Below are 22,809 nucleotides of genomic sequence, written 5' to 3'. Positions count from 1 at the left end.
ATGCGTTCCTGGTACCTGCGTGCGCGCGAGTCGTTCTGGTTCGTGCCCGCGCTCTTCGCTCTCGGCGCGGTCGCACTCGCTCTGGCACTGATCGAGGTCGACCGCCTACTGCTGGCGACCGGCATGGCCGTGCCTCTGGCGACCGGTGGCCTCTCCGCCACCGGTGGGCGCGCGATACTCACCGTGATCGGTGGCACGATGCTGGGCGTGGCCGCGACCTCGTTCTCGATCACCATCGCCGTGCTCGCCACCGCTTCGTCGACCTACGGACCGCGCCTTGTGCGCAACTTCATGGCTGATCGGGGCAACCAGGTGGTACTGGCGGTGCTCACCTCGACGTTCTTGTACACGCTCGTCGTGCTGCGCGCCGTGCGCACCGAACAGGACTCCAGCGACGCGTTCGTGCCGGCCCTCGCTGTCGGGTTCGCCGTCGTCCTTGCCGTGTGCGATGTCGCGGTGCTGGTGTACTTCATCCACCACATCGCTCGGTCGGTGCAGGTCACCACGCTGCAGGCCCGGGTGTCCGACGAGCTGATGGCCGCGATCGACTTGCTGTACCCGTCTGAGCGCGAGCGCACCGAGGATGCCGTCGAGTTCGCCGGCCTGCGCGCGGCGGGAGTCGTCACGGCTGCGCGAGCCGGGTACGTGCAACACGTCGATCTGCCCGCGCTCACCGAGTATGCGCGCCAAGTGGATGCGCTCATCCAGGTGCTGGCTCCTCCGGGGCGTCATGTGCTCGCCGGGGACGCTCTCGCACGGGTCCTCCATTCTTCAGAGCACAACGTCGATCCCGGTGCGGATCGCCTTGAGAGAACCGTACGGGCGGCGATTACCATCGAGCGCTACCGCACGCCGCAGCAGGACCTGCGCTATGCCGCGCAGGGGCTGACCGAGACCGGGATCCGTGGACTCGGCAGCGGCACGAACGACCCTTACACCGCCGTGTCGGCGATCGATGCGCTCGGAGTTGCTCTGACCGAGTTGTTCCGTCGCCCACCGGCAGCGACCGTGCACTCCGACGCGTCGGGCCGTGCACGCGTACTATGCGCGTGGCCGACCCCCGCGCAGGTGCTCGCCGATGTGATGCTGGCTCTGCGCACCTACGCGATGGGGCATCCTCTCGCCGTGCACGCCGCAATCCGGATGCTGATGCGTATTGAAGCGGTAGCCGTGGGTGATAACCGGACGGCCCTGCGTGACGAGGTCGCGGCGTTCCGCCAGGCGTACCTCGCAGCCTCGCCCACAACGGTCGACACGACGCCCATCGTGGCCTCGTTGGACGGCCTGATCACCCGCGTGGACGCACCGAGAGCATGACGCGACGCCGGGATGCCGGCGACCACTCAGCCATGGGTCGTCTCCGGCATTCCGGCGTCGCGAATCTGCGTTGGAGGTTCAGCGCGCGGTGCTCAGGCGGTAGCGCAGTGCCTCCAGCTCGCTGTGCAGCGCGGCCGGGAGCGTGTCGCCGAAGACCTTGTAGAACTCCTCGGTGGAATCTGCCTCGGCCAGCCACGCATCGACATCGACGTCGAACAGCTCATCCAGATCGGCGTCGGTGACGTCGAGGCCGTCGAGGTTGAGGTCTTCGCGCAACGGCAGGCGTCCGATCGGGCTGTCGACGGCTGCGACTTCGCCCGAGATACGGCGGATGATCCAGTCGATCACGCGCGAGTTGTCGCCGAAACCGGGCCAGAGGAACCGACCGTCCTCCCCGCGGCGGAACCAGTTGACCTGGAAGATGCGCGGAGCGCGATCGAACCGCAGCGAGCGGCCGACCTTCAGCCAGTGGCCGAAGTAGTCGCCCATGTTGTAGCCGCAGAACGGCAGCATCGCGAAGGGGTCGCGGCGCAGTTCGCCGACCTTGCCCTCGGCCGCGGCGGTGCGCTCGGACGAGATTGTCGACCCGAGGAACACGCCGTGGGTCCAGTCGGTCGCCTCGACGACGAGCGGCACGTTGCTGGCACGGCGTCCGCCGAACAGGATGACATCGAGCGGCACGCCCTCGGGGTCCTCCCAGTCCTCGGCGATCTGCGGGCACTGCGATGCAGAGACCGTGAAACGCGAGTTGGGGTGCGCGGCCGGGCGACCCGAGTCCGGCGTCCAGTCGTTGCCCTGCCAGTCGATCAGATGCGGCGGCGGGGTCTCGGTCAGCCCCTCCCACCACACGTCTCCGTCGGGACGCAACGCGACGTTCGTGAAGATCGTGTTGCCCCACAGCGTCTCGACCGCGGTGACGTTGGTCGACTCGCCTGTTCCGGGCGCCACGCCGAAGAATCCCGCCTCGGGGTTCATCGCGTGCATCCGCCCGTCCTCGCCGGGACGGATCCAGACGATGTCGTCGCCGAGCGTCTCGACCTTCCAGCCGGGAATGGTGGGGCGCAGCATGGCCAGGTTGGTCTTGCCGCACGCCGAGGGGAATGCCGCGGCGACGTGGTACGCACGCCCCTTCGGGTCGGTGACCCGGATGAGCAGCATGTGCTCGGCAAGCCAGCCCTCATCGCGGGCGATCACCGACGCGATGCGCAACGCGAAGCACTTCTTGGCGAGAATGGCGTTGCCGCCGTAGCCCGAGCCGTACGAGTACACCTCGAGCGTGTCGGGAAAGTGCACGATGTACTTCTCATCGTTGCAGGGCCATTCGACGTCTGCCTGGCCCGACTCGAGCGGAGCGCCCACCGAGTGCACGGTCTTGACCCACGGCGCGCCCTCCGCGATCTGGCGGGTGACTGCGTCGCCGACGCGCGTCATGATGCCGATGGATGCCACCGCGTAGGCGCTGTCGGTGACCTGGACGCCGATGTGCGAGAGCTTGCCGCCGACGGGACCCATCGAGAACGGGACGACGTACATGGTGCGGCCGCGCATCGAGCCTTCGAAGACGCCATCGAGCGTGGCGCGGATCTCGGCCGGGGCGACCCAGTTGTTCGTGGGGCCGGCGTCTTGCTCACGCTCGGAGGCGATGTAGGTGCGTCCCTCGGTGCGCGCGACGTCGCTGGGGTGCGAGCGGGCGAGGTAGGAGCCTGGGCGCCACTCGGGGTTGAGTTTGAGGAGCTTGCCCTCGTCGACGAGGGTGTGCATCAGGGCGTCGTTCTCGGCGCGCGACCCGTCGATCCAGTGGATGCGATCGGGCTGGGTGAGCGCGGCGATGCCATCGACCCACTCGCGCAGCTCAGCCATGGCCGGGGTGTCATACGCGGGCACGGCACCGAAGCTGCGCAGCGGTGCGGCGGCAGGGATGCTGGGTGCGTACGTCTCGGCGAGTGCCATGTCTGCTCCTTGATAGGGGATGCGATACGTCCATCATCCGTGAGTTTTCCTTTCACTTTCGGGCGGTTTGCGTTGAAAGAAAAGCTGATCTTTCGGCTATGCTCAAGGAATGGCGAGCACCAGCGGACTCGAACTCAGCACTCTCGGACATCGCATCCGGCACCACCGCACGGCGAAGGGCTTCACTCTCGATGACCTCGGCGCGCGAGTGGGGATCGCCGGTTCGCAGCTCAGCCTGATCGAGAACGGCAAGCGCGAGCCGAAGCTGTCGCTGTTGCAGGCCATCGCCGATGCGTGCGCCACCGACGTCGCCGACCTCATCTCGGGAGAGCCGCCGAACAAGCGCGCCGCTCTCGAGATCGAACTCGACCGCGCGCAGGCCAGCCCGGTCTTCCGCCAGCTCGGCATCTCACCCATCCGGGTGTCGAAGGGCATGAGCGACGAGACCATCGAGTCGGTTCTCGGCCTGCACCGTGAACTGCACCGCCGTGAGAGCGAGGCCATCGCCACGCCGGAAGAAGCCCGTCGCGCCAACACCGAGATGCGTCTGACGATGCGCTCGAAGGGCAACTACCTTCCCGAGATCGAGGCTCTCGCAGAGAAGCATCTCAAGGCCGCGGGGCACATCTCGGGCGCGCTGACGCACCGCACGGTCAGCATCATGGCCGAGAAGCTCGGTTTCGAACTCATCTACGTCGACGATCTACCCCACTCGACCCGCTCCATCACCGACCTCGAGAACGGCCGCATCTACCTGCCACCGGCGTCCATTCCCGGCGGTCACGGACTGCGATCGATGGCGCTGCAGGCGATGGCGCACCGACTGCTGGGCCACACCCCTCCGACCGACTACGCCGACTTCCTGCAACAGCGCCTGGAGATCAACTACTTCGCGGCCTGCTGTCTGATCCCCGAGACCGCGGGCGTCGCTTTCCTGCAGCAGGCGAAAAAGGACCGCAACCTCGCCGTCGAGGACTTCCGCGATGCGTTCGGCGTCACCCACGAGGCCGCGGCCATGCGCATGACCAATCTGATGACACACCACCTCGACATGCGCCTGCACTTTCTGCGCGTCGACGAGAACGGCGCCATCACGCGGGTGTACGAGAACGATGACCTCCCCCTGCCGATGGACGTCACCGGTGCGGTCGAAGGCCAGCCGGCGTGCCGCAAGTTCTCGGCCCGCGCCGCGTTCGAGCAGCGCAACCGTACGACGGAGCACTACCAGTACACCGACACCCCGTCGGGCACCTACTGGTGCGCGACGCAGACCGGTTCGGCCAGCGACGGCGGGTTCTCGATCACCGTGGGCGTTCCCTTCGATGACGCCCGCTGGTGGCGCGGACGCGAGACCCAGCACCGCGCACAGTCGAGCTGCCCCGACGAGACGTGCTGCCGACGGGCATCCGCCGCGATCAGTCAGCGCTGGGAAGGGCGCGCCTGGCCGAGCGCCCGCGTGCACACGCACATGTTCTCGCCGCTACCGCGCGGCGCCTTCCCCGGAGTCGACGACAGCGAGGTCTACTCGTTCCTCGACCGGCACGCCGGCGAGTAGAACACGTGGCGCACCTGTCCGGGGCGGTTGCCGGCACGCGTCACTGAGAACAGGCTCGTTCACGAGAACAGGATGAATCCCGCCGATTCAGCCTGCTTCGGGTAACGAGCCTCTTCTCGTGGACGCGTGTCAGCGTCGGCGCAGCGTCAGGGTCTGTGACGACGTACCCAGTGGCCCTGCCTCGTCGCTGAGCACCGACTCTGTCAGTCCGATGCCGCCGGGGCCGAACGACACCGACGTGTCGAGACCGATCCACTCGCCCTGTGGCTCGCGGAACAGGCTCGCGGTCAGGTCGACGTTCGGATAGAGCAAGTCGGTGGGTGACACGCGGATCGCGATACCGTTGGCGAAGTCGAGCGCCCCGAGCATCCGCGCGCGCGCCGACACCGCTTCATCCGCCAGCAGCGGCACCGTCGGACGAAGCCAGCTCTGAGCCCGCCCCGGCCCGAAATCGCGGTGCCGGAACTCCACCGAACGGATCGCCCCGCCCTGCCAGCCGGCGTCCATCCTCCAGCCGGCCAGGTCCGCGCGCGGTGGCATGGACGCCAGCGACGTGCCGGCGAGGTCGGCCGTGTCGCCGGTCTGCAGCATCCACGCCCGCAGTGTCAGCGCCGCGCGCCCGCCCTGGCTGAGCGTCGCCTCGACGAGTTCGATGGTGCGGCCGGGCCGCACCACGCGGGTGCTGACCTCGAACGCGGCCATCGGGATGACACCGAGGATGTCGTAGTTGGCCCGAGCGAGCACCAGCGGCGTATCCGCGCGGCGCACCGCGTGATCGGCCTCGATGATGTGCGCCAGCAGCCCCAGCACCGGAGCGACGTGCTGCTCGTCGGGGTTCCATGCTCCGCCGACATGGTCGGTGGGCTCGAACTCGGTCGCAGACAGTCGACGGAAGTAGCAGCTCACAGGGTCATCCTCTCGCACCTGGGCGTCGGAAATCCCAGACGTTCCGCGCCCCGCACGGCATGTCACCACCGGACACGCCGGTGCGACGGCATCCGATCTGGGATTTCCGACACGAGACCGACCCGCACCGGCCGACACGCACCGCCCGACACGCGCCCGCCTCGCGCCGGCCGAACAGACTCAGGCGTTGAGCGTCACCTCGCGGCGCGGCGGAAGCACCACCGGGTGCGCCCCAGCCATCACTTCGAGCACGCGCACCACCTGGCACGAGTAGCCGTACTCGTTGTCGTACCAGACGTACAGCACCACATCGCGATCGTTGGCGATGGTTGCCAGACCGTCGACGATGCCGGCACGGTGCGAGCCGACGAAGTCCGTCGAGACGACCTCGGGGCTCTCGACGTAGTCGATCTGCTGACGCAGCTTGGAATGCAGCGACGCGCGGCGCAGGTAGTCGTTGAGCTGGTCCTTGGTGGCCGGGTTCTCCAGCGTGAGGTGCAGCACGGCGAGCGAGACGTCGGGCGTGGGAACGCGGATGGCCGAACCGGTGAGCTTGCCGGCCAGCTCGGGCAGTGCGCGGGCGACGGCCTTGGCCGCTCCGGTCTCGGTGATGACCATGTTCAGCACCGCCGAGCGGCCGCGACGGTCGCCCTTGTGGAAGTTGTCGATCAGGTTCTGGTCATTGGTGAACGAGTGCACGGTCTCGACGTGTCCGCGCACGATCCCGTATGCCTCGTCCATCGCCTTGAGCACCGGGGTGATCGCATTCGTGGTGCACGATGCAGCCGAGACGATGCGGTCATCGTCGGTGATGGTCGAGTCGTTGATGCCGTGCACGATGTTCTTCAGGTCGCCCTTGCCGGGGGCCGTCAGCAGCACGCGGGCAGCGCCCTTGGCCTGCAGGTGGCGGCTCAGGCCCTCTTCATCGCGCCAGCGTCCGGTGTTGTCGACGATGATCGCGTCGCGGATGCCGTAGGCGGTGTAGTCGACCGTGGACGGGTCGTCGGAGTAGATGACCTGGATGCGGTTGCCGTTGGCGATGATCTGGGACTTCTCCTCATCGACGTCGACAGAGCCCTCGAACCGTCCGTGCACCGAGTCGCGCAGCAGCAGCGATGCACGCTTGACGAGGTCGTTCTCGGCCCCGCGACGCACGACGACGGCGCGCAGGCGCAGCCCGCTTCCGCCCCCGGTGTGCGCGATGAGGATGCGCGCGAGCAGTCGGCCGATACGTCCGAATCCGTACAGGACGACGTCAACGGGCTCGGCCGGTTCGGCCCCGAGCGCCGGGGCGAGCGCCTCGCGCAGATAGTCGACCAGGTCGCGGTCGCTGCCGGCGTGCTCGGCGATCAGACGGGCCACGTCGATGGACGACGCGCCGGGCTTGATCTCGCACAGGGCCTCGAGGACGGCGAGGGTGTCGTCGAGCTCGAGGCGTCCGTGGCCGAGCGCGGCGACGCGCTCGTGCACTTCGAGGATGCCGGTGGTCGAGAGCCCGAGCAGACGATGACCGTGCAGCGACGTGACGACGTCACGGGTGCGGTTGAGCTTGCCGATGAGCGGGATCATCCGCTCAGCGAGTTCTTCGTCTGCCTGCCATTCGTCGCGATGCGTCGCGATGTCGTACATGTGCGTCCTTGCGGTGGTGCTGGGCGCCGGATGGGCGCGGCGCGGCGGGAACGGGCGGATCTGCCCGCTTCCAGCGTACGAGCCCGCCCCTGAAAGGTCGCGCGGATCCGGTGCGCAAGAACGACGGTTGCGACGATCCCGTTAAGTTTCGCGATTCGGATGCCCGCTGCGCGGAGGATTCGCGTGATTCTGCGCCGGTTGCTGAGGACGGGTGCGGGTCGCATCGCGCCCGATGTCGCGGGCGGCGCCTAGGCTCGGCTCATGGCCGAACTGCACGACCTGACCGCGATCGACCAGGTGGCGGCGCTACGTCGCGGCGAACTCTCGCCCCTCGAGGTGGTGACGCACTATCTGGCGCGGATCGCGCGCCTGGATGACCGTGTTGGCGCGTTCGTCGAGGTGACGGCGGATGCTGCACGCGAGCGCGCGGAGAGTGTGACGCGGGCCGAGCCGGTCGGCGCTCTGTGGGGGTTGCCGTTCGCCGACAAGGACCTCGTGCCGCGGGCCGGCGTGCCGACGCGGTTCGGGTCGCGTCTGCATCAGGATCTCGTTCCGGACGAGACTGCCGATCAGGCCGCCGTGCTCGATGAGGCAGGCGGCATCAGCCTGGGCAAGACGAGTACGCCCGAGTTCGGTCTGACCGGGTACACCGAGACGCAGATCGGACCGCCCACGCGCGACCCCTGGAACCTCGACAACGGCGCAGGCGGCTCCAGCGGAGGCGCTGCCGCGGCTGTTGCGGCCGGTCTGCTGCCGCTTGCGCCGGCATCCGATGGCGGCGGATCCATCCGCATTCCTGCCGCGACGGTCGGCGTCGTCGGCATCAAGCCGTCGCGGGGCCGAGTGCCGTTCGCCTCGGGGCTGGATAGCCCCGGCGGGCTCGCGGTCGCCGGCCCGATCGCGCGCACGGTGGCCGACGCCGCGCTGCTGCTCGACGTGCAGGTCTCGGGGAGGCCGTACGGGTACGCCACGCGCGCTCCAGGGTCCGGGCCGTTCGGCGAAGCGGCGCAGCATCCGACGACCTTCGCGCGCATCGGCGTCACCACGGTCTCGCCGTGGGATGACGACGAAGACATCCGACTCGATCCCGACGCGGCGCGTGCCGTCGACGTCGCGGCGGCACTGCTGTCGGATGGCGGGCACGGCGTCGACCCGTTCGATTGGCGACCCCGCGGGTACGCCGAGATGTTCACGACGATCTGGCGGATGAGCGCGGCGCGCATGACGCTGACCGATGCCGAGTTGGAGTTGGTCGAGCCGATCACGGCGTGGCTGGTGCGCGAGGGGCGCGCACTCAGCGGCGCTCAGGTGCTGGAGGCGCTCACGGCAGCATCCGCATTCGAACGCGACACGATCACCGCCTTTGCGCCGTTCGACGCCGTGCTCACTCCCGCGCTCGCGCTGCCGCCGCAGCCCGTCGGCTGGTTCGACCGGGCGGATGCCGCGCGCGGCTTCTCTCAGCAGGTGCAGTACGCGCCGTACTCAAGCTTCGTGAACGTCGCGGGCCTGCCCGCCCTCGTGCTGCCGGTGACCGTCGACGCTTCAGGCCATCCGGTGAGCGTGCAGTTGATCGGTCGCCCCGGCGGCGAAGCTCAGCTCGTCGCTCTGGCGGCAGGGCTCGAGCGGCAGATGGGTGCATTGCCGCATCCGGCGCTCTGGAGTCTCTGAGCACGACTAGCCTGGTGCGATGACCACGACGTTGCATGCCCGCGCCGTTCTGCTCGACATGGACGGCACCCTCGTCGACTCGACCGCGGTGGTGGAGCGTATCTGGCTGAAGTGGGCCGAGCCGCACGGGCTCGACCCGGCGCACGTGCTGGAGGTCGTGCACGGACGGCAAGGACATCAGAGCATGGCGATCATGCTGCCCGAGCGCGACCATGCGATCAACCTGCGAGAGAACGACGAGATGCTCGCACGTGAGACCGGCGATGTCGACGGGGTCGTCGCGATCGCCGGTGCGGCCGCTCTTCTGGAGGCGCTGCGCGGGCAGCCCCATGCCATCGTGACAAGCGCGAATGTCGCGCTGATGACTGCGCGGATGGATGCCGCCGGCCTGGCGGTCCCCGAGCTTCGGGTCACCGCTGAAAGCGTGTCGGCGTCGAAGCCGCACCCCGAGGGGTTCTTGAAGGGCGCGTCGCTCCTGGGCATCGACCCGGCCGACTGCATCGTCTTCGAGGATTCGGCCGCCGGGGTCGAGGCGGGACTCGCCGCCGGTATGCGCGTGATCGGCGTAGGTCAGCACGCCGCCGCACACGGCCCGACGCTGGCCGTGCCCGACCTGACGCACGTCACGATCACCGAGACCGATGAGGGAATCGCCCTGTTCGTCGAGTGACGCTCAGGCGCTCGCTCTATGCCGCTCCCGGGCGCTCATTCGAGCCACCACTCCTCGTTCTGTCCATCGGGTGAGACCCAGGTCTGCGGCGGCTCGTCAAACTGCACCGCCGCGGTCAGCCAGTAGGTCTCGTCGGGATTCCAGCCTGCGATGACCGACGCACGGCCATCACCCACCTCGATGGCTGTGCCAGCGACCGCGAGATAGGCTCCGGTCTGCAGATGCACGGCATCGTAGTGCTGGGCGACGGACGCCCAGTCCGGGATCACCCACTCCCCCACACGCCCGGTCGTGCGATACCAGTCGTGCCTCCGGGATGCCGTGACCACCAGCGGGAAACGTCGGCAGAGGTCTGCCCACGCCTGTGCCCCGTCGATCTCGAACACGCGAGCATCGGGTGCGATCGTCGCGCGGTGCGCGAAGCCGCGCTCCCAGCCCAAGCCGTCCTCGACGAACCACAGGGCGGCAGGGCTACCGTCGAAGGTCTCGCCTGCTGTCGACGGGGCAAGCCACGCCGGCATCGACCACCAGTCACCGCTCATGTTCGCTGCGGGGTCGACCGGCCGGTCGCGTTGTGCCTGCTGCTCGCCTTCGATCATTCGGGCGCGATGCTGGCGCAACTCCTCGGCAGAGATCGCTCGAGGCGCGGCGTTGCCTTCGTCATCCCACTGCACAGCCCACTGTGCTTCTCGCAACATCGGCCACCACCACGACGAAAACGCCGGCGCCAGGTGCACGGCGACCCGCTGCAACGCATCACGCATTTCGGAGGTCGCCGCCAGTTGGTCCTCCCCGTCGGGCTCCTGCCAGTACCGCGCCATGTCGATCGAGCGCGCCAGTGCCGATCTCGCGTGCGCCTGCGACGGCTCGGCGAACGTCACCTGTGCGAGCACGTGTGCCGCTTCTGCGGGCGACATCGTTTCGGGTTCTGCTGGCGGCCCGTCGCCGATCCAGATCATGGTCCCCGCCGACTCGAACGCGCGGGTAGCGGCGCGTACAGCACGCGAGAGCTGCCATTGCGCCTTCTGCTCCTCGACGGCCATCGCGTACTCCAGCAGAAGGCGCCGCCCGCGCACGCCGGCGAGTAGGTCGTCGATCTGAGGCTCCCGTTTCACGCCCCCAGGCTATGCGAGTGACGCTCAGTCGCGGGTGTAGTCCTCGAAGATCAGGGTGGTGCGGGTCGAGCGGATCGACGGGATCGCCTGGATGTCCTCCAGCACGATGCGACGCAGGTCGCGGGCATCGCTGGCTCGCACGAGCAGAATCACATCGAAATCGCCGCCGACCAACGCCATGTGCTCGACCTCGGGGATCGCGCGCAGGCGGGCCTGCACGTCTTGCCACGTCGCCTGTTCGATCGCGAGCATCACGTAGGCCGACGCATGATGGCCGAGCTGCACCGGGTCGGTACGCACCGTGTACCCCGTGATCACACCGAGGTCGGTGAGTCGTTTGATGCGGGCGTGCGCCCCGGCACGCGAGATGTGCACGGCCTCGGCGATCGCCGTCATCGAGGCGCGCGCGTCGCGGCGCAGTTCGGCGAGGATCGCGTGATCCGTCGCATCCATCTCGGCCATCAGAGCTCCTTCGATCTGTCACAGAATCCTGACACTCTGCACGCAGTACACGCAATACCTGACCAGACGTTCAGGAATCAGGCGAAACGGTTGGACGACTGGCACGGAGAGAGGATGCTGAGATCACCCGTTCGGCGAAGGAGGCGAACATGAGCAACCGCGTGCTCACCCCCGAGACCCTGCTGCCCCGTGACGAGCCGGTGCGCCTGATCGCCCCGGACGGCACCGCCGAACCCGACCAGCACTACCCGATGCCCGACCTCGAGCATCTGCGTGATGCCTACCGTGCGCTCGTCGAGGGCCGGCGCATCAACGATCAGGCCAGCGCGCTCGTGCGCCAGGGCCGCCTGGCGGTGTACCCCTCATCGCACGGGCAGGAGGCGTGCCAGGTCGCCGCCTCGCTCGTACTCGGCGAACGCGACTGGCTGTTCCCGACGTACCGTGACTCGGTCGCCGTGATCGGCCGCGGGGTGAGCCCGGCGGATGCCATGGTGCTGCTCGCCGGCGACTGGCACTCGGGCTACGACCCCACCGAGCACCGCGTCGCCCCGCAGACCACCCCCCTTGCCACGCAACTGCTGCACGCCGTGGGCTTCGCGCAAGCGGCCAAGTACCGCGGCGAAGACACCGTGGTGCTGGCCCTGTGCGGTGACGGCGCCACCAGTGAGGGAGACTTTCACGAGGCGCTCAACTTCGCCGCCGTGTTCGCCGTACCCGTGGTCTTCTTCGTGCAGAACAACGAATTCGCCATCTCGGTGCCGCTGTCCCGTCAGAGCGCCGCTCCCTCACTCGCCCACAAAGCGGTCGGCTACGGCATGCCCGGCCAGCGTGTGGACGGCAACGATGTCGCCGCCGTGCTCTCAGTGCTCGGCGACGCCGTCGATCGTGCGCGCGCCGGCGAAGGACCATCGCTGATCGAGGCGCACACCTACCGCATGCAGGCGCACACCAACGCCGACGACGACACCCGCTACCGCGAGCGTGCCGAGGTGCAGGCCTGGATCGAGCGCGACCCGCTCACCCGCATGCGCGCCTACCTGACCGCGCATGACGCACTCGACACGGCCACCGAGGATCGGATCGCCGCTGACGCCGAACGGATCGCCGCCGATCTGCGCGCAGCGCTGAACGCCGACACCGACCTCGACCCCGAAGACCTGTTCCGCTTCGTCACCACCGATCGCACCCCGCAGCTCGACGAGCAGTGGCAGATGCTGCGCGACGAGATCGCCCGCGGGGCAGCATCCGATGCCGTGTCACCGACGGGAGGATCCCGATGACCATCGCGCACGACGACGTCCGGCTCGACGCCGGCGCCCCCACCACGCAGACGATGACGATGGCGGCCGCGCTCAATCTCGCCCTCGCCGACGCGATCCGCGACGACCCCGCTGTCGTCGTGTTCGGTGAGGACGTCGGCGCCCTCGGGGGCGTCTTCCGCATCACCGACGGACTGACCGAACGCTTCGGTGAAGAACGCTGCTTCGACACCCCGCTGGCCGAGTCCGGCATCGTCGGCACCGCAGTGGGTATGGCTATGAACGGCATGCGTCCCGTCGTCGAGATGCAGTTCGACGCCTTCGCGCTGCCGGCCTTCGAACAGGTCGTGAGCCACGTCGCCAAGCTCGGCAACCGCACCCGGGGCGCGGTGCGCCTGCCGATGGTGATCCGGATGCCCTCGGGTGGCGGCATCGGCGGCGTCGAGCATCACTGCGACTCGTCCGAGGCGTACTACGCGCACACTCCGGGGCTCACGGTGGTCGCACCGTCCACCCCGCAGGACGCCTACTCGATGCTGCGCGCGGCGATCTCCTCGCCCGACCCGGTGATCTTCATCGAGCCGAAGAAGCTGTACTGGACCAAGGGCGAGGTCGACACGTCGCAGGTCGCCCATCTCGGAACAGCGCGCATCGCCCGCGAGGGCACGGATGTGACCGTGCTCGCCTACGCCGCTATGGTGCCGGTCGCGTTGGAGGCGGCCGAGATCGCAGCATCCGAGGGACGCAGCGTGCAGGTCATCGACGTGCGCTCACTGTCGCCGTTCGACGACCAACTCGTGACCGCCGCGGTGCGCGCAACGGGGCGAGCCGTGGTCGTCGCCGAGGCACCCGGGTACGTCAGCGTCGCCGGTGAGATCCAGGCACGCGTCTTCGAGCGCTGCTTCGAGTACCTCGAGGCTCCGGTACGCCGTGTAACCGGGTTCGACACCCCGTTCGCGCCGCCGAAGCTGGAGCACTTCTACCTGCCCGACGCGGATCGCGTTCTCGACGCTATCGACTCGCTGCGCTGGGACGACGACGAGGAGACGCGATGACCACGACGACCGCAAGCGTGTTCCGCCTGCCCGACCTCGGCGAAGGGCTCACCGAGGCGGCGCTCGTGCAGTGGCTGGTACAGGTGGGCGATGAGATCAGCACCGACCAGGCGGTGGCCGAAGTCGAGACCGCGAAGAGCGTGGTGGAGTTGCCCTCACCGTTCGCCGGCACCGTCACGGCGTTGCATGGTCAGGCCGGCGAGACGATCGCCGTTGGCGCGCCCGTACTCGAGGTGTCCTCCCCCGCCGCCTCTTCCCCTCACGAGGGGTCACCCTCCGCGCCCGAGGGATCACCCCCCACCCACGAGGGGTCAACCCCCACCCACGAGGGGTCAAGAAACGCTGGGTCCGCGGGGGTGGAAAGCGTTCTTTCTGACCCCTCGTGGGAGGGAGCTGACGGGGCGGGAGACAAGCCCGGGGCGGCCGAGAAAGAGGCGTACCGCGCCGAGGAACGCGCGGGCGCTGCAGACACGAAAGGTGCGGATGCCGGAGGCTCGGGCAACGTCCTGATCGGCTACGGCACCACCGAACGATCCTCCTCAGGACGTCGGCGTGCCCGTGCCGTGCCACGCTCGCAGAAGCCCGCGCCAGTGGCATCCGCTCCCGTCGCAGATGCTCCCGCGCCACCGGCCGCCGAAGCCGCACCGCGTCGCACCGTGGCCGTGCGCTCACCGCTGGTGCGCCGCCTCGCCCGTGACCTCGGCGTCGACGTGCACACCATCACCGGCACAGGCTCCGATGAGGCGATCACTCGCGGCGACGTGCTGCGCGCGGCCGTCGACGGGGCGGTTGACGGGGCGGCCGCTCCCGTGGCATCCGCCGTCTCACCGTCGGATGCCCTCGCCGTGACGTCCCGCGAGAAGCTCAGTCCGCTGCGCAAGGCCGTCAGTGCGAAGCTGACGCGCAGCCGGTCCGAGATTCCCGAGGCGACGGTGTGGGTCGACGTCGATGCCACGCGACTCTGGCAGTTGCGCGCAGAGATGGCATCCGAGGGTGAGCGGGCGCCGTCGCTCACCGCACTCGTCGCCCGGTTCACGGTGCTTGCGCTGGCGGAATATCCGCTGCTGGCCTCACGGCTCAGCGACGACGCCGCCGAGATTCTGTCGTTCGACGGCATCAACCTCGGGGTCGCAGCCGATACCGATCGTGGCCTGCTGGTGCCGGTCATCGCGCGAGCCCACGAGCTGTCGGTCGGTGAGCTCGACGCGCAGTTGCGCGAGCTCGCCGATGATGCCCGTTCAGGGCGCATGCCGCCGGAGCGCCTGCGCGGATCGACCTTCACGCTGAACAACTACGGCAGCCTCGGCGTTGACGGATCCGCGGCGATCATCAATCACCCCGATGTCGCAATCCTCGGTATCGGCCGCATGATCGAGCGTCCGTGGGTGGTCGACGGCGAGATCGTGGCCCGGCGCATCGCTCAGTTGTCGCTGGTGTTCGATCACCGGGTGTGCGACGGCGGCTATGCGGCCGGCTTCCTGCGCCGGGTGGTCGAGTTGATCGAGCATCCGCTGCGCGCCTACCGAAGAATCTGACCCACCCCTCCCCCGTCTATTCGTCACAGACCTGGCGAAAAACGACCGAATAAGGGCAATAGGCGCCGAACAGACGGGAGGGGCGGATGCTGACAAGGAGAGATATGACCGACGCATTCCTCATCGGCGGCGCGCGCACGGCGGTCGGCCGCTACGGTGGCGCGCTGGCGGGTGTGCGCCCCGACGACCTCGCGGCGCTCGTCGTGCGCGCGGCCGTCGATCGCGCCGGAGTGCCCGACGCCGAGGTCGACGAGGTCATCCTCGGCGCGGCGAACCAGGCCGGCGAGGACAACCGCAACGTCGCCCGCATGGCCGTGCTGCTGGCCGGGTTGCCCGATGAGGTGCCCGCGATCACCGTGAACCGGCTGTGCGCCTCGGGGATGTCGGCGATCGCCATGGCCGCGCAGGCGATCCGCGCGGGCGATGTCGATGTGATGGTGGCGGGCGGTGTCGAATCGATGACCCGGGCCCCCTGGGTTCAGGCCAAACCCGAGCGCGCCTGGGCAAAACCCGGCGCGGCATTCGACACGTCGATCGGGTGGCGGTTCACGAATGCGCGCCTGCTCGCCCGCGAGAAGGCGACCTTCTCGATGCCCGAGACCGCCGAAGAGGTGGCACGGCGCGAAGGCATCACCCGTGAGGATGCCGATGCGTTCGCCCTGCGCAGCCAGCACCGGGCGATCGCGGCGGTGGATGCCGGACGCTTCGCCGACGAGATCGTGGCCGTGCCGACCCGCGCGGGCGACGTGCTCGTCGATGAAGGCCCACGGCGCGACACCAGCCTCGAAGCACTCGCAGCGCTACGCCCGGTCGTTCCCGGCGGCAGCGTCGTCACGGCCGGCAACTCGAGCTCGTTGAACGACGGCGCCTCTGCGGTCGTGGTCGCGAGTGGAGAAGCCGTGCGCCGATTCGGGCTGCGCCCGCGTGCCCGCATCGTCACTGCGACAACGGCGGCACTGGCCCCCGAGATCATGGGACTCGGCCCGGTGCCGGCCAGTGAACGCGCTCTGAAACGGGCCGGGCTCGACGTGTCGGCGATCGGAGCGGTGGAGCTCAACGAGGCGTTCGCGACGCAGTCGCTGGCATCCATCCGGCGTCTGGGGTTGGATCCCGACATCGTCAACGGCGACGGCGGGGCGATCGCGCTCGGGCATCCGCTCGGTTCAAGCGGCAGCCGCATCGTCATCACACTGATGGGGCGCATGGAGCGCGAAGGCGCGGGCCTCGGCCTCGCGACCATGTGCGTCGGCGTGGGCCAGGGCAGCGCGATGATCCTGGAGCGGGTCGCATGACGGGCCGACTCGCGGGAACCGAGGTCACGAGACGCGCTCGCGCGCCGTTCCCGTCGCACTTTCTCACGCATCAACGGCCGGGATGCGGGAGAAACTGCGACCGGAACCCGCACGCGTCCCTCTGGCGATGCGGAGGGAGCCGATGACCGAGCCGCTGCTGATCGAGCGCCACGCCGACCGCGTCGTCGCGACGCTGAACCGGCCCGACAAGCGCAACGCGATCGATCAGGACATGATCGACGAACTGCACGCGTTGTGCGGCGAGCTTGAGGCCGATCCGCGCACGCTGATCCTGGCGGGCTCCGACACCGTCTTCGCGGCCGGAGCCGACATCGCCCAGTTGCGCGAACGGCGCGCCGAAGACGCCCGCCGCGCCATCAACGCCACCGCGTTCATCCGCATCAACGAGCTGCCGATGCCGGTGATCGCCGCGGTCAGCGGGTACGCGCTGGGTGGCGGCGCCGAGCTCGCCTACGCCGCCGACCTGCGCATCAGCTCACCGACGCTGAAGATCGGCAACCCCGAGACGGGATTGGGCATCATGGCCGCCGCCGGGGCGACCTGGCGTCTGCCCGAGATCGTCGGTCACGCGCGCGCGGCCGAGCTGCTGCTGACCGGTCGCGTGCTTGACGCCGATGAGGCGCTCACCTGGGGCCTGATCTCGGCGATCCATCCGGTCGACGGCCTGATCGAGGCCGCGCATGCGATGGCCGACCGCATCGCCGCGAACGATCCGCGGGCGACGCAGCACACCAAGCGGGCGCTGCGCGCCCCGCGCGATCAGCACCCGGATATCGAGCGCGAGCTGCAGGCCGAGCTGTTCGAGAGCGATGAGAAGGAGCGGCGCATGACCGAGTTCCTGCAGCGGAGGGCGAAGCGATGAACGCACCGGATCACGTCGGCGTGCTGGGTGGGGGCCGGATGGGCGCGGGCATCGCCCACGCCTTCCTGCTCGCCGGGGCACGCGTGAGCATCGTCGAGCGCGACGATGAGAGTGCGGATGCTGCCGCGCACCGTGTCGCCGAGAGCATCCGCCGCTCCGCTGAGCGGAACCCCACGCTCGACCCGGCCGAGGCGTCTGCGCGGCTGCGGACGGGCATCGATCTGACGGTGTTCACCGACGCCGGTCTGGTGGTCGAGGCGGTTCCCGAGGACCGCGGCCTGAAGCAGGATGCCCTCGCCCGCGTCGATGCCGTGCTCAGCGACGGCGCGGTGCTCGCTTCGAACACCTCGTCGATCTCGATCGATGATCTGGCTGCCGAGCGCCGCGACCCGACCAGGTTTCTGGGGATGCACTTCTTCAACCCGGTGCCCGCATCGGCGCTGGTCGAGATCGTGCGCGGCGCGGACACGGATGCCGACGTCGTCGACAGTGCGCGAGGCTGGGTCGAGGCGCTCGGCAAGACCCCGATCGTGGTGCGCGACTCCGCCGGGTTCGCCTCATCGCGGCTCGGGGTGATGCTCGGCCTGGAGGCGATCCGGATGCTGGAAGAGGGCGTCGCCAGTGCGTCGGACATCGACGCGGCGATGACGCTCGGCTACCGGCATCCGATGGGTCCGCTGCGCACGACCGACATCGTCGGACTGGACGTACGACTCGGCATCGCCGAGGAGCTCGCCCGTGAACTGGGCGACCGGTTCGCACCCCCGCAGCTGCTGCGCACGATGGTCGCCGAGGGGCGACTGGGCCGCAAGAGCGGCGAAGGCTTCTACACGTGGAACGAGGAATGATGAACACCGAGATTCTGCCCAGCTACGTCCGCGGTGACTGGTGGACCCCTGCCGTCGCCGGCGGCACCGCGGTGCGCGATGCGTCGACCGGTGAGGTTGTCACGCACGTCAGCACCGAGGGCCTTGATCTCGGGGGTGCCCTGGAGTACGCCCGCACGGTCGGCCAGCAGAGCCTCGCGGCGCTGACCTTTCATCAGCGTGCGCTGCTGCTGAAGCAGTTCGCGCTCGCGCTGACCGAGCGCAAGGACGAGCTGTACGCGCTTTCGGCCCGCACCGGGGCGACGAAGACCGACTCGTGGGTCGATATCGACGGCGGCATCGGCGTGCTGTTCTCGTACTCGGGCAAGGGCCGGCGCGAGCTGCCGAACAGCACAGTGCACGTCGACGGGCCGATCGAACCGCTGTCGAAGGACGGCTCGTTCCTGGGCCGGCATGTGTACACGACACTGCCCGGCGTCGCCGTGCAGATCAACGCCTTCAACTTTCCGGTGTGGGGCCCGCTCGAGAAGCTCGCGCCGGCGTTCCTCGCCGGAATGCCGACGGTGATCAAGCCCGCGACGCCGACGGGGTATCTGACCGAAGCGATGGTGCGCATCCTCGTCGAGTCGAACCTGCTGCCCGAAGGCTCGGTGCAACTGGTCAGCGGCAGCGTGCCGAACCTGTTCGACCACCTGCGGCTGGGCGACCTCGTCGGATTCACCGGCAGCGCCGCGACCGCCGAGATGCTGCGCGCCCACCCCGCAGTGCAGACCGGCGGCGTGCGGTTCACGGCCGAGACCGATTCGATCAACGCCTCGGTATTGGGCACCGACGCGGTCGAGGGCACACCCGAGTTCGACGCCTACGTGCGCCAACTCGTGGTCGAGATGACGACGAAGGCCGGGCAGAAGTGCACCGCGATCCGTCGCGCGGTCATTCCCACGGCCGTCGCAGATGCCGTCGTCGACGCCGTGCGCTCGCGCATCGAGGCGAAGACGGTCATCGGCGACCCCCGCGCAGAGGGCGTCACCATGGGCCCCCTGGCCTCGTCCGCGCAACGCGATGAGGTGCGGAGGCAGGTGCAGAAGCTGGTCGACGGCGGCGGTCGGATCGTGATCGGCACAACGGATGCCCCCGAGGTGCGTCTGGCCGACGGCACCACCGGCACCGCGACCGGCGGCGCATTCGTCTCGCCGGTACTGCTGCGTTTCGACCGCGCGGATGCCGACGCCGTGCACGCCGTCGAGGCATTCGGCCCAGTCTCGTCGCTGATCACCTACGACACGATCGCAGAGGCCGCCGACATCGTCGCACGCGGCGGCGGTTCGCTGGTGACCAGCATCGCCACGCACGACCCCGCGCAGGCCGTCGCGTTGGCGACGCGGATCGCGCCGTTCAACGGTCGGATGCTACTGCTCGACCGCGACGATGCGCGGTCGTCGACGGGGCACGGCTCTCCGCTGCCCGGTCTGGTGCACGGTGGCCCTGGCCGTGCTGGCGGCGGCGAGGAGCTGGGTGGCATCCGCGCGGTGCTGCACCACATGCAGCGCACCGCCGTGCAGGGGTCGCCCGAGATGCTCACCGCTCTGACCGGCATCTGGCACGCCGGCGCCAGCGCGAACGCCGGCGACCGGCATCCGTTCCGGAAGGCACTGTCGGAGCTGCGTATCGGCGACCGGATCTCATCGGATGCCCGTGAAGTCACGCTCGACGACATCGAGACGTTCGCGCACTTCACCGGCGACACGTTCTACGCGCATATGGACGAGGAGTCCGCCGCGGCCAACCCGTTCTTCCCCGGCCGCGTCGCACATGGTTACCTGTTGGTCTCGTGGGCAGCGGGGCTGTTCGTCGACCCCGAGCCCGGGCCCGTGCTGGCCAACTACGGTCTCGAGAATCTGCGGTTCATCACACCGGTGTCGCCGGGTGACAGCATCCGCGTCGATCTGACCGCCAAGCAGATCACGCCGCGCGAGACCGACGAGTACGGCGAGGTGCGCTGGGACGCTGTGATCCGCAACCAGGACGATGAGATCGTCGCGACGTACGACGTGCTGACACTGGTCACCAAGGAGGCGGCGGCCGAGGTCGTGACGGCGTGAGGGAGATGATGCGACGCGACGCCGCCTCGGCGATGCTCGGCATGAGCGTCGAGGTCGACGAGCCGGGGCGCGCGGTCGTGTCGATGATCGTGCGCGACGACATGCTCAACGGCTTCGCGATCACCCACGGTGGTCTGGTGTTCGCGCTCGCCGATACGGCCTTCGCGATCGCCTGCAACGAGGACGAGCGGGTCACCGTGGCATCCGGTGCAGACATCACCTTCCTGAAGTCGACCGGTGCCGGTCAGGTGCTGTCCGCGACGGCCGTGCGACGGGTCGTCAGCGGACGCACCGGCCTCTACGACGTGACCGTGCGCGATGAAACCGGCGCCGTGGTGGCCGAGGTGCGAGGCCGGTCGATGATCACGAACCGGGCGGTGGAGTGAGGGTTTCCCCGCGCACTCACCCCCGCATCGCAAGGACGAACGGCAGCACCTCGGTCGCGCCGGCGCGCCGAAGCTCGCGGGCTGCGACGGTGAGTGTCCAGCGGCTGTCGACCTGATCATCGACGAGCAGCACGGGCCCCTCGGGGACGTCGAGACCGTCGGCGCTGAAGCGCTCCCAGAGCCCGGCGAGGCGGAACACGCTGTTGCCGCCGGGCTGTCCACTCGGGCCGCCGCCGGCGAACGCCAGCGAGCCCAGGTACGGCAGCCGCCCGATCTCGGCGATGCCGCGCGCGAGTGACTCGACCAGCAGCGGATGCGAACGCGACGGCATCCCGACAACGGCGACCGGCCGACGCTCCCAGCCCCAATCCGCGAGCACTCGCACGCAGGCACCGAGCACCTGCGGAGAGACAGGAGCGTCCGCGGCTCCTGCGGCGAACATCTCGCGCAGCGTGCCGCCCCAGCCCAGATCGGTCAGGCGCGCCAGCGCCCGGCCCTCCCCCGCCTGCTCCTCTGCCGGGATGCGTCCCTTCACCGGAACGCCGACGCGATCCGCGCCGGTCGGCCATTGTTTGCGCGGTTCGAGCGGCACGCCCACGCGGTCGAGCGACTGGCCGGCGGCATCCGCGGCCGACGTTCCGATCTCGGCCGGGAACCACACGCCCGCACAGTTGTCGCACCGCCCACACGGCGCCGCCGTGTCGTCGTCGAGCGAGCGCTGCAGAAACTCCATCCGGCATCCGTCGGTGTGCTCGTAGTCGATCATGTGCTGCTGCTCTGCGCGGCGCTCGGCCGCGATGCGCTCGTAGCGTTCGGCGTCGTACGTCCACGGCTGCCCGGTCGCGACCCAGCCGCCCTGCACGCGCCGCACCGCACCGTCGACGTCGAGCACCTTCAGCAGCAGCTCCAGCGGGGTACGGCGGATGTCGACGATCGATTCCAGTGCCGGCGTCGAGATCGGCGCGTCGCCGAGCGCGGCGATCACCCGCTCGGCGCGCTCCAGGTCGGGCATGGAGGCCGTCGCGAAGTAGTGCCAGATGTCGCGGTCTTCCACGCCCGGCAGCAGCAGTACGTCGGCGCTCTCGCTGGCACGTCCTGCACGGCCCACCTGCTGGTAGTACGCCACCGGCGACGATGGCGCACCCAGGTGCAGCACGAACCCGAGGTCGGGCTTGTCGAACCCCATGCCCAGTGCGCTCGTGGCGACGAGCGCCTTGACCTCGTTCCGCTTGAGTCGGCCTTCGAGGTCGGCCCGCTCCTCTGCATCGGTCTGCCCGGTGTACGCGTGCACCTCGTGGCCGTGCTCGCGCAGCAGCCGCGCGGTGTCGACGGCTGCGGCCACGGTGAGCGTGTAGATGATGCCCGAGCCCGGAAGGTCGTTCAGGTGGCTGAGCAGCCAGGCGAGCCGCTGCGTCGAGCCAGGCAGACGCAGCACGCCCAGACGCAGGGATGTCCGCGCGAGCGGCCCGCGGATCGTCAGCACACCGGACGGCCCGCCCGTGGCATCCGACCCCACCGCATCGAGCTGCTCGGCGACGTCGGCGACAACGCGGCTGTTTGCCGTCGCGGTCGTGGCGAGCACGGGCACACCCGCGGGCATCGCACTGATGAGGTCGCGCAGCCGCCGATAGTCCGGGCGAAAGTCGTGACCCCAGTCACTGATGCAGTGCGCCTCATCAACCACGAGCATGCCCAGACGCTGCACGAGCGCGGGCAGCTGCTGCTCGCGGAACGCCGGGTTGTTCAGCCGCTCGGGAGAGACCAGCAGGACGTCGACCTCGTCACGGTCGAGCTGGGCGAGCACCTCGTCCCACTCGTGGGCATTGGTGGAGTTGATGGCGACCGCGCGCACACCGGCCCGCTCGGCCGCGGAGATCTGGTCGCGCATCAGAGCCAGCAGCGGCGACACGAGCACCGTCGGTCCCGCTCCCTGCCGACGCAACAGCAGCGTGGCGACGAAGTAGACCGCCGACTTTCCCCACCCGGTGCGCTGCACCACCAGCGCCCGGCGCCGCCCGTCGACCAGTGCCTCGATCGCCTCGTACTGGCCATCGTGGAACTCGGCATCGGGCCGCCCGACCAGCTCGCGAAGCGCGTCGAGGGCGGCCGTGCGGGTGTCGGAGGAAGCCATACCTCCACTCTGCCGCACGCCACCGACAGCGCATCCCTTGCACCTCACCGGCACGCGTGCCAGAATT

At 69.2% G+C, this 22,809-nt stretch carries 18 protein-coding genes; 12 read left to right on the top strand and 6 right to left on the bottom strand.

Annotated elements, in window-relative coordinates:
- Complete coding sequence (locus ACLD0U_RS02795; RefSeq protein WP_410339767.1) at nt 1–1,317, top strand: DUF2254 domain-containing protein; 1,317 nt, start codon at nt 1–3, stop codon at nt 1,315–1,317.
- Nucleotides 1,318–1,395: 78 nt separating this feature from the next.
- Here ACLD0U_RS02795 and ACLD0U_RS02790 read toward each other — a convergent pair whose 3' ends face one another.
- The gene (locus tag ACLD0U_RS02790) at nt 1,396–3,267 is read right to left on the bottom strand and encodes a phosphoenolpyruvate carboxykinase (GTP) (protein WP_179411470.1); all 1,872 of its coding nucleotides are present in this window, start codon (nt 3,265–3,267) and stop codon (nt 1,396–1,398) included.
- Between the two features lie 109 nt (nt 3,268–3,376).
- Here ACLD0U_RS02790 and ACLD0U_RS02785 point away from each other — a divergent pair, with 109 nt between their 5' ends.
- Nucleotides 3,377–4,822, top strand: coding sequence for a helix-turn-helix domain-containing protein (locus ACLD0U_RS02785; RefSeq protein WP_206550268.1), 1,446 nt, complete (start codon nt 3,377–3,379; stop codon nt 4,820–4,822).
- A 129-nt stretch (nt 4,823–4,951) separates the two neighbouring features.
- Here the strand turns inward: ACLD0U_RS02785 and ACLD0U_RS02780 are convergent, their stop codons facing one another.
- Together ACLD0U_RS02780 and ACLD0U_RS02775 are read right to left on the bottom strand one after the other, a co-directional pair.
- Nucleotides 4,952–5,728, bottom strand: a complete 777-nt coding sequence (locus ACLD0U_RS02780) for a thioesterase family protein (RefSeq protein WP_410339766.1) — start codon at nt 5,726–5,728, stop codon at nt 4,952–4,954.
- Between the two features lie 180 nt (nt 5,729–5,908).
- Entirely contained in the window at nt 5,909–7,357 is a 1,449-nt protein-coding gene (locus tag ACLD0U_RS02775; RefSeq protein ID WP_179411473.1) for a glyceraldehyde-3-phosphate dehydrogenase, read from the bottom strand.
- 261 nt (nt 7,358–7,618) lie between these two features.
- Here ACLD0U_RS02775 and ACLD0U_RS02770 point away from each other — a divergent pair, with 261 nt between their 5' ends.
- The gene (locus tag ACLD0U_RS02770; protein ID WP_410339765.1) at nt 7,619–9,025 is read left to right on the top strand and encodes an amidase; all 1,407 of its coding nucleotides are present in this window, start codon (nt 7,619–7,621) and stop codon (nt 9,023–9,025) included.
- Between the two features lie 19 nt (nt 9,026–9,044).
- Nucleotides 9,045–9,695: an HAD-IA family hydrolase gene (locus ACLD0U_RS02765; RefSeq protein WP_410339764.1), complete on the top strand. Its 651-nt coding sequence runs from the start codon at nt 9,045–9,047 to the stop codon at nt 9,693–9,695.
- Between the two features lie 35 nt (nt 9,696–9,730).
- Here the strand turns inward: ACLD0U_RS02765 and ACLD0U_RS02760 are convergent, their stop codons facing one another.
- Nucleotides 9,731–10,810, bottom strand: coding sequence for a hypothetical protein (locus ACLD0U_RS02760; protein ID WP_410339763.1), 1,080 nt, complete (start codon nt 10,808–10,810; stop codon nt 9,731–9,733).
- Between the two features lie 24 nt (nt 10,811–10,834).
- On the bottom strand, nt 10,835–11,272 hold the full coding sequence (locus tag ACLD0U_RS02755; RefSeq protein WP_179411477.1) for an Lrp/AsnC family transcriptional regulator: 438 nt from the start codon (nt 11,270–11,272) through the stop codon (nt 10,835–10,837).
- Nucleotides 11,273–11,421: 149 nt separating this feature from the next.
- Between ACLD0U_RS02755 and pdhA the strand changes: the two genes are divergently transcribed.
- The 8 genes from pdhA (at nt 11,422) to paaI (ending at nt 20,611) form a co-directional block, all read left to right on the top strand.
- Complete coding sequence (gene pdhA / locus ACLD0U_RS02750; protein WP_410339762.1) at nt 11,422–12,552, top strand: pyruvate dehydrogenase (acetyl-transferring) E1 component subunit alpha; 1,131 nt, start codon at nt 11,422–11,424, stop codon at nt 12,550–12,552.
- Nucleotides 12,549–13,586, top strand: a complete 1,038-nt coding sequence (locus tag ACLD0U_RS02745; protein ID WP_410339761.1) for an alpha-ketoacid dehydrogenase subunit beta — start codon at nt 12,549–12,551, stop codon at nt 13,584–13,586. The genes pdhA and ACLD0U_RS02745 overlap by 4 nt, the downstream gene beginning before the upstream one ends.
- A complete protein-coding gene (locus ACLD0U_RS02740) occupies nt 13,583–15,121 on the top strand; it encodes a dihydrolipoamide acetyltransferase family protein (RefSeq protein ID WP_410339760.1) in 1,539 nt (512 codons plus the stop codon). Before ACLD0U_RS02745 ends, ACLD0U_RS02740 begins: the two co-directional genes overlap by 4 nt.
- 104 nt (nt 15,122–15,225) lie before the next feature.
- The gene (locus ACLD0U_RS02735; protein WP_410339759.1) at nt 15,226–16,413 is read left to right on the top strand and encodes a thiolase family protein; all 1,188 of its coding nucleotides are present in this window, start codon (nt 15,226–15,228) and stop codon (nt 16,411–16,413) included.
- Between the two features lie 142 nt (nt 16,414–16,555).
- A complete protein-coding gene (locus ACLD0U_RS02730) occupies nt 16,556–17,296 on the top strand; it encodes an enoyl-CoA hydratase/isomerase family protein (protein WP_179411482.1) in 741 nt (246 codons plus the stop codon).
- Nucleotides 17,293–18,144 (top strand): 3-hydroxyacyl-CoA dehydrogenase family protein, encoded by an 852-nt coding sequence (locus ACLD0U_RS02725; protein WP_410339758.1) that lies wholly within the window; start codon nt 17,293–17,295, stop codon nt 18,142–18,144. Before ACLD0U_RS02730 ends, ACLD0U_RS02725 begins: the two co-directional genes overlap by 4 nt.
- Entirely contained in the window at nt 18,144–20,225 is a 2,082-nt protein-coding gene (gene paaZ / locus ACLD0U_RS02720; RefSeq protein ID WP_410340261.1) for a phenylacetic acid degradation bifunctional protein PaaZ, read from the top strand. The genes ACLD0U_RS02725 and paaZ overlap by 1 nt, the downstream gene beginning before the upstream one ends.
- Nucleotides 20,226–20,230: 5 nt before the next feature.
- Entirely contained in the window at nt 20,231–20,611 is a 381-nt protein-coding gene (gene paaI / locus ACLD0U_RS02715; protein ID WP_410339757.1) for a hydroxyphenylacetyl-CoA thioesterase PaaI, read from the top strand.
- Between the two features lie 16 nt (nt 20,612–20,627).
- Here paaI and ACLD0U_RS02710 read toward each other — a convergent pair whose 3' ends face one another.
- The gene (locus ACLD0U_RS02710) at nt 20,628–22,742 is read right to left on the bottom strand and encodes a RecQ family ATP-dependent DNA helicase (RefSeq protein ID WP_410339756.1); all 2,115 of its coding nucleotides are present in this window, start codon (nt 22,740–22,742) and stop codon (nt 20,628–20,630) included.
- Nucleotides 22,743–22,809 lie beyond the last annotated feature (67 nt).

The organism is Microbacterium sp. 2216-1 (assembly GCF_046507855.1).
Classification (GTDB): Bacteria; Actinomycetota; Actinomycetes; order Actinomycetales; family Microbacteriaceae; genus Microbacterium; species Microbacterium esteraromaticum_C.
The sequence above is the reverse complement of the archived record's forward strand: the minus strand, read 5'-3'. Positions and strand labels throughout refer to the sequence as shown.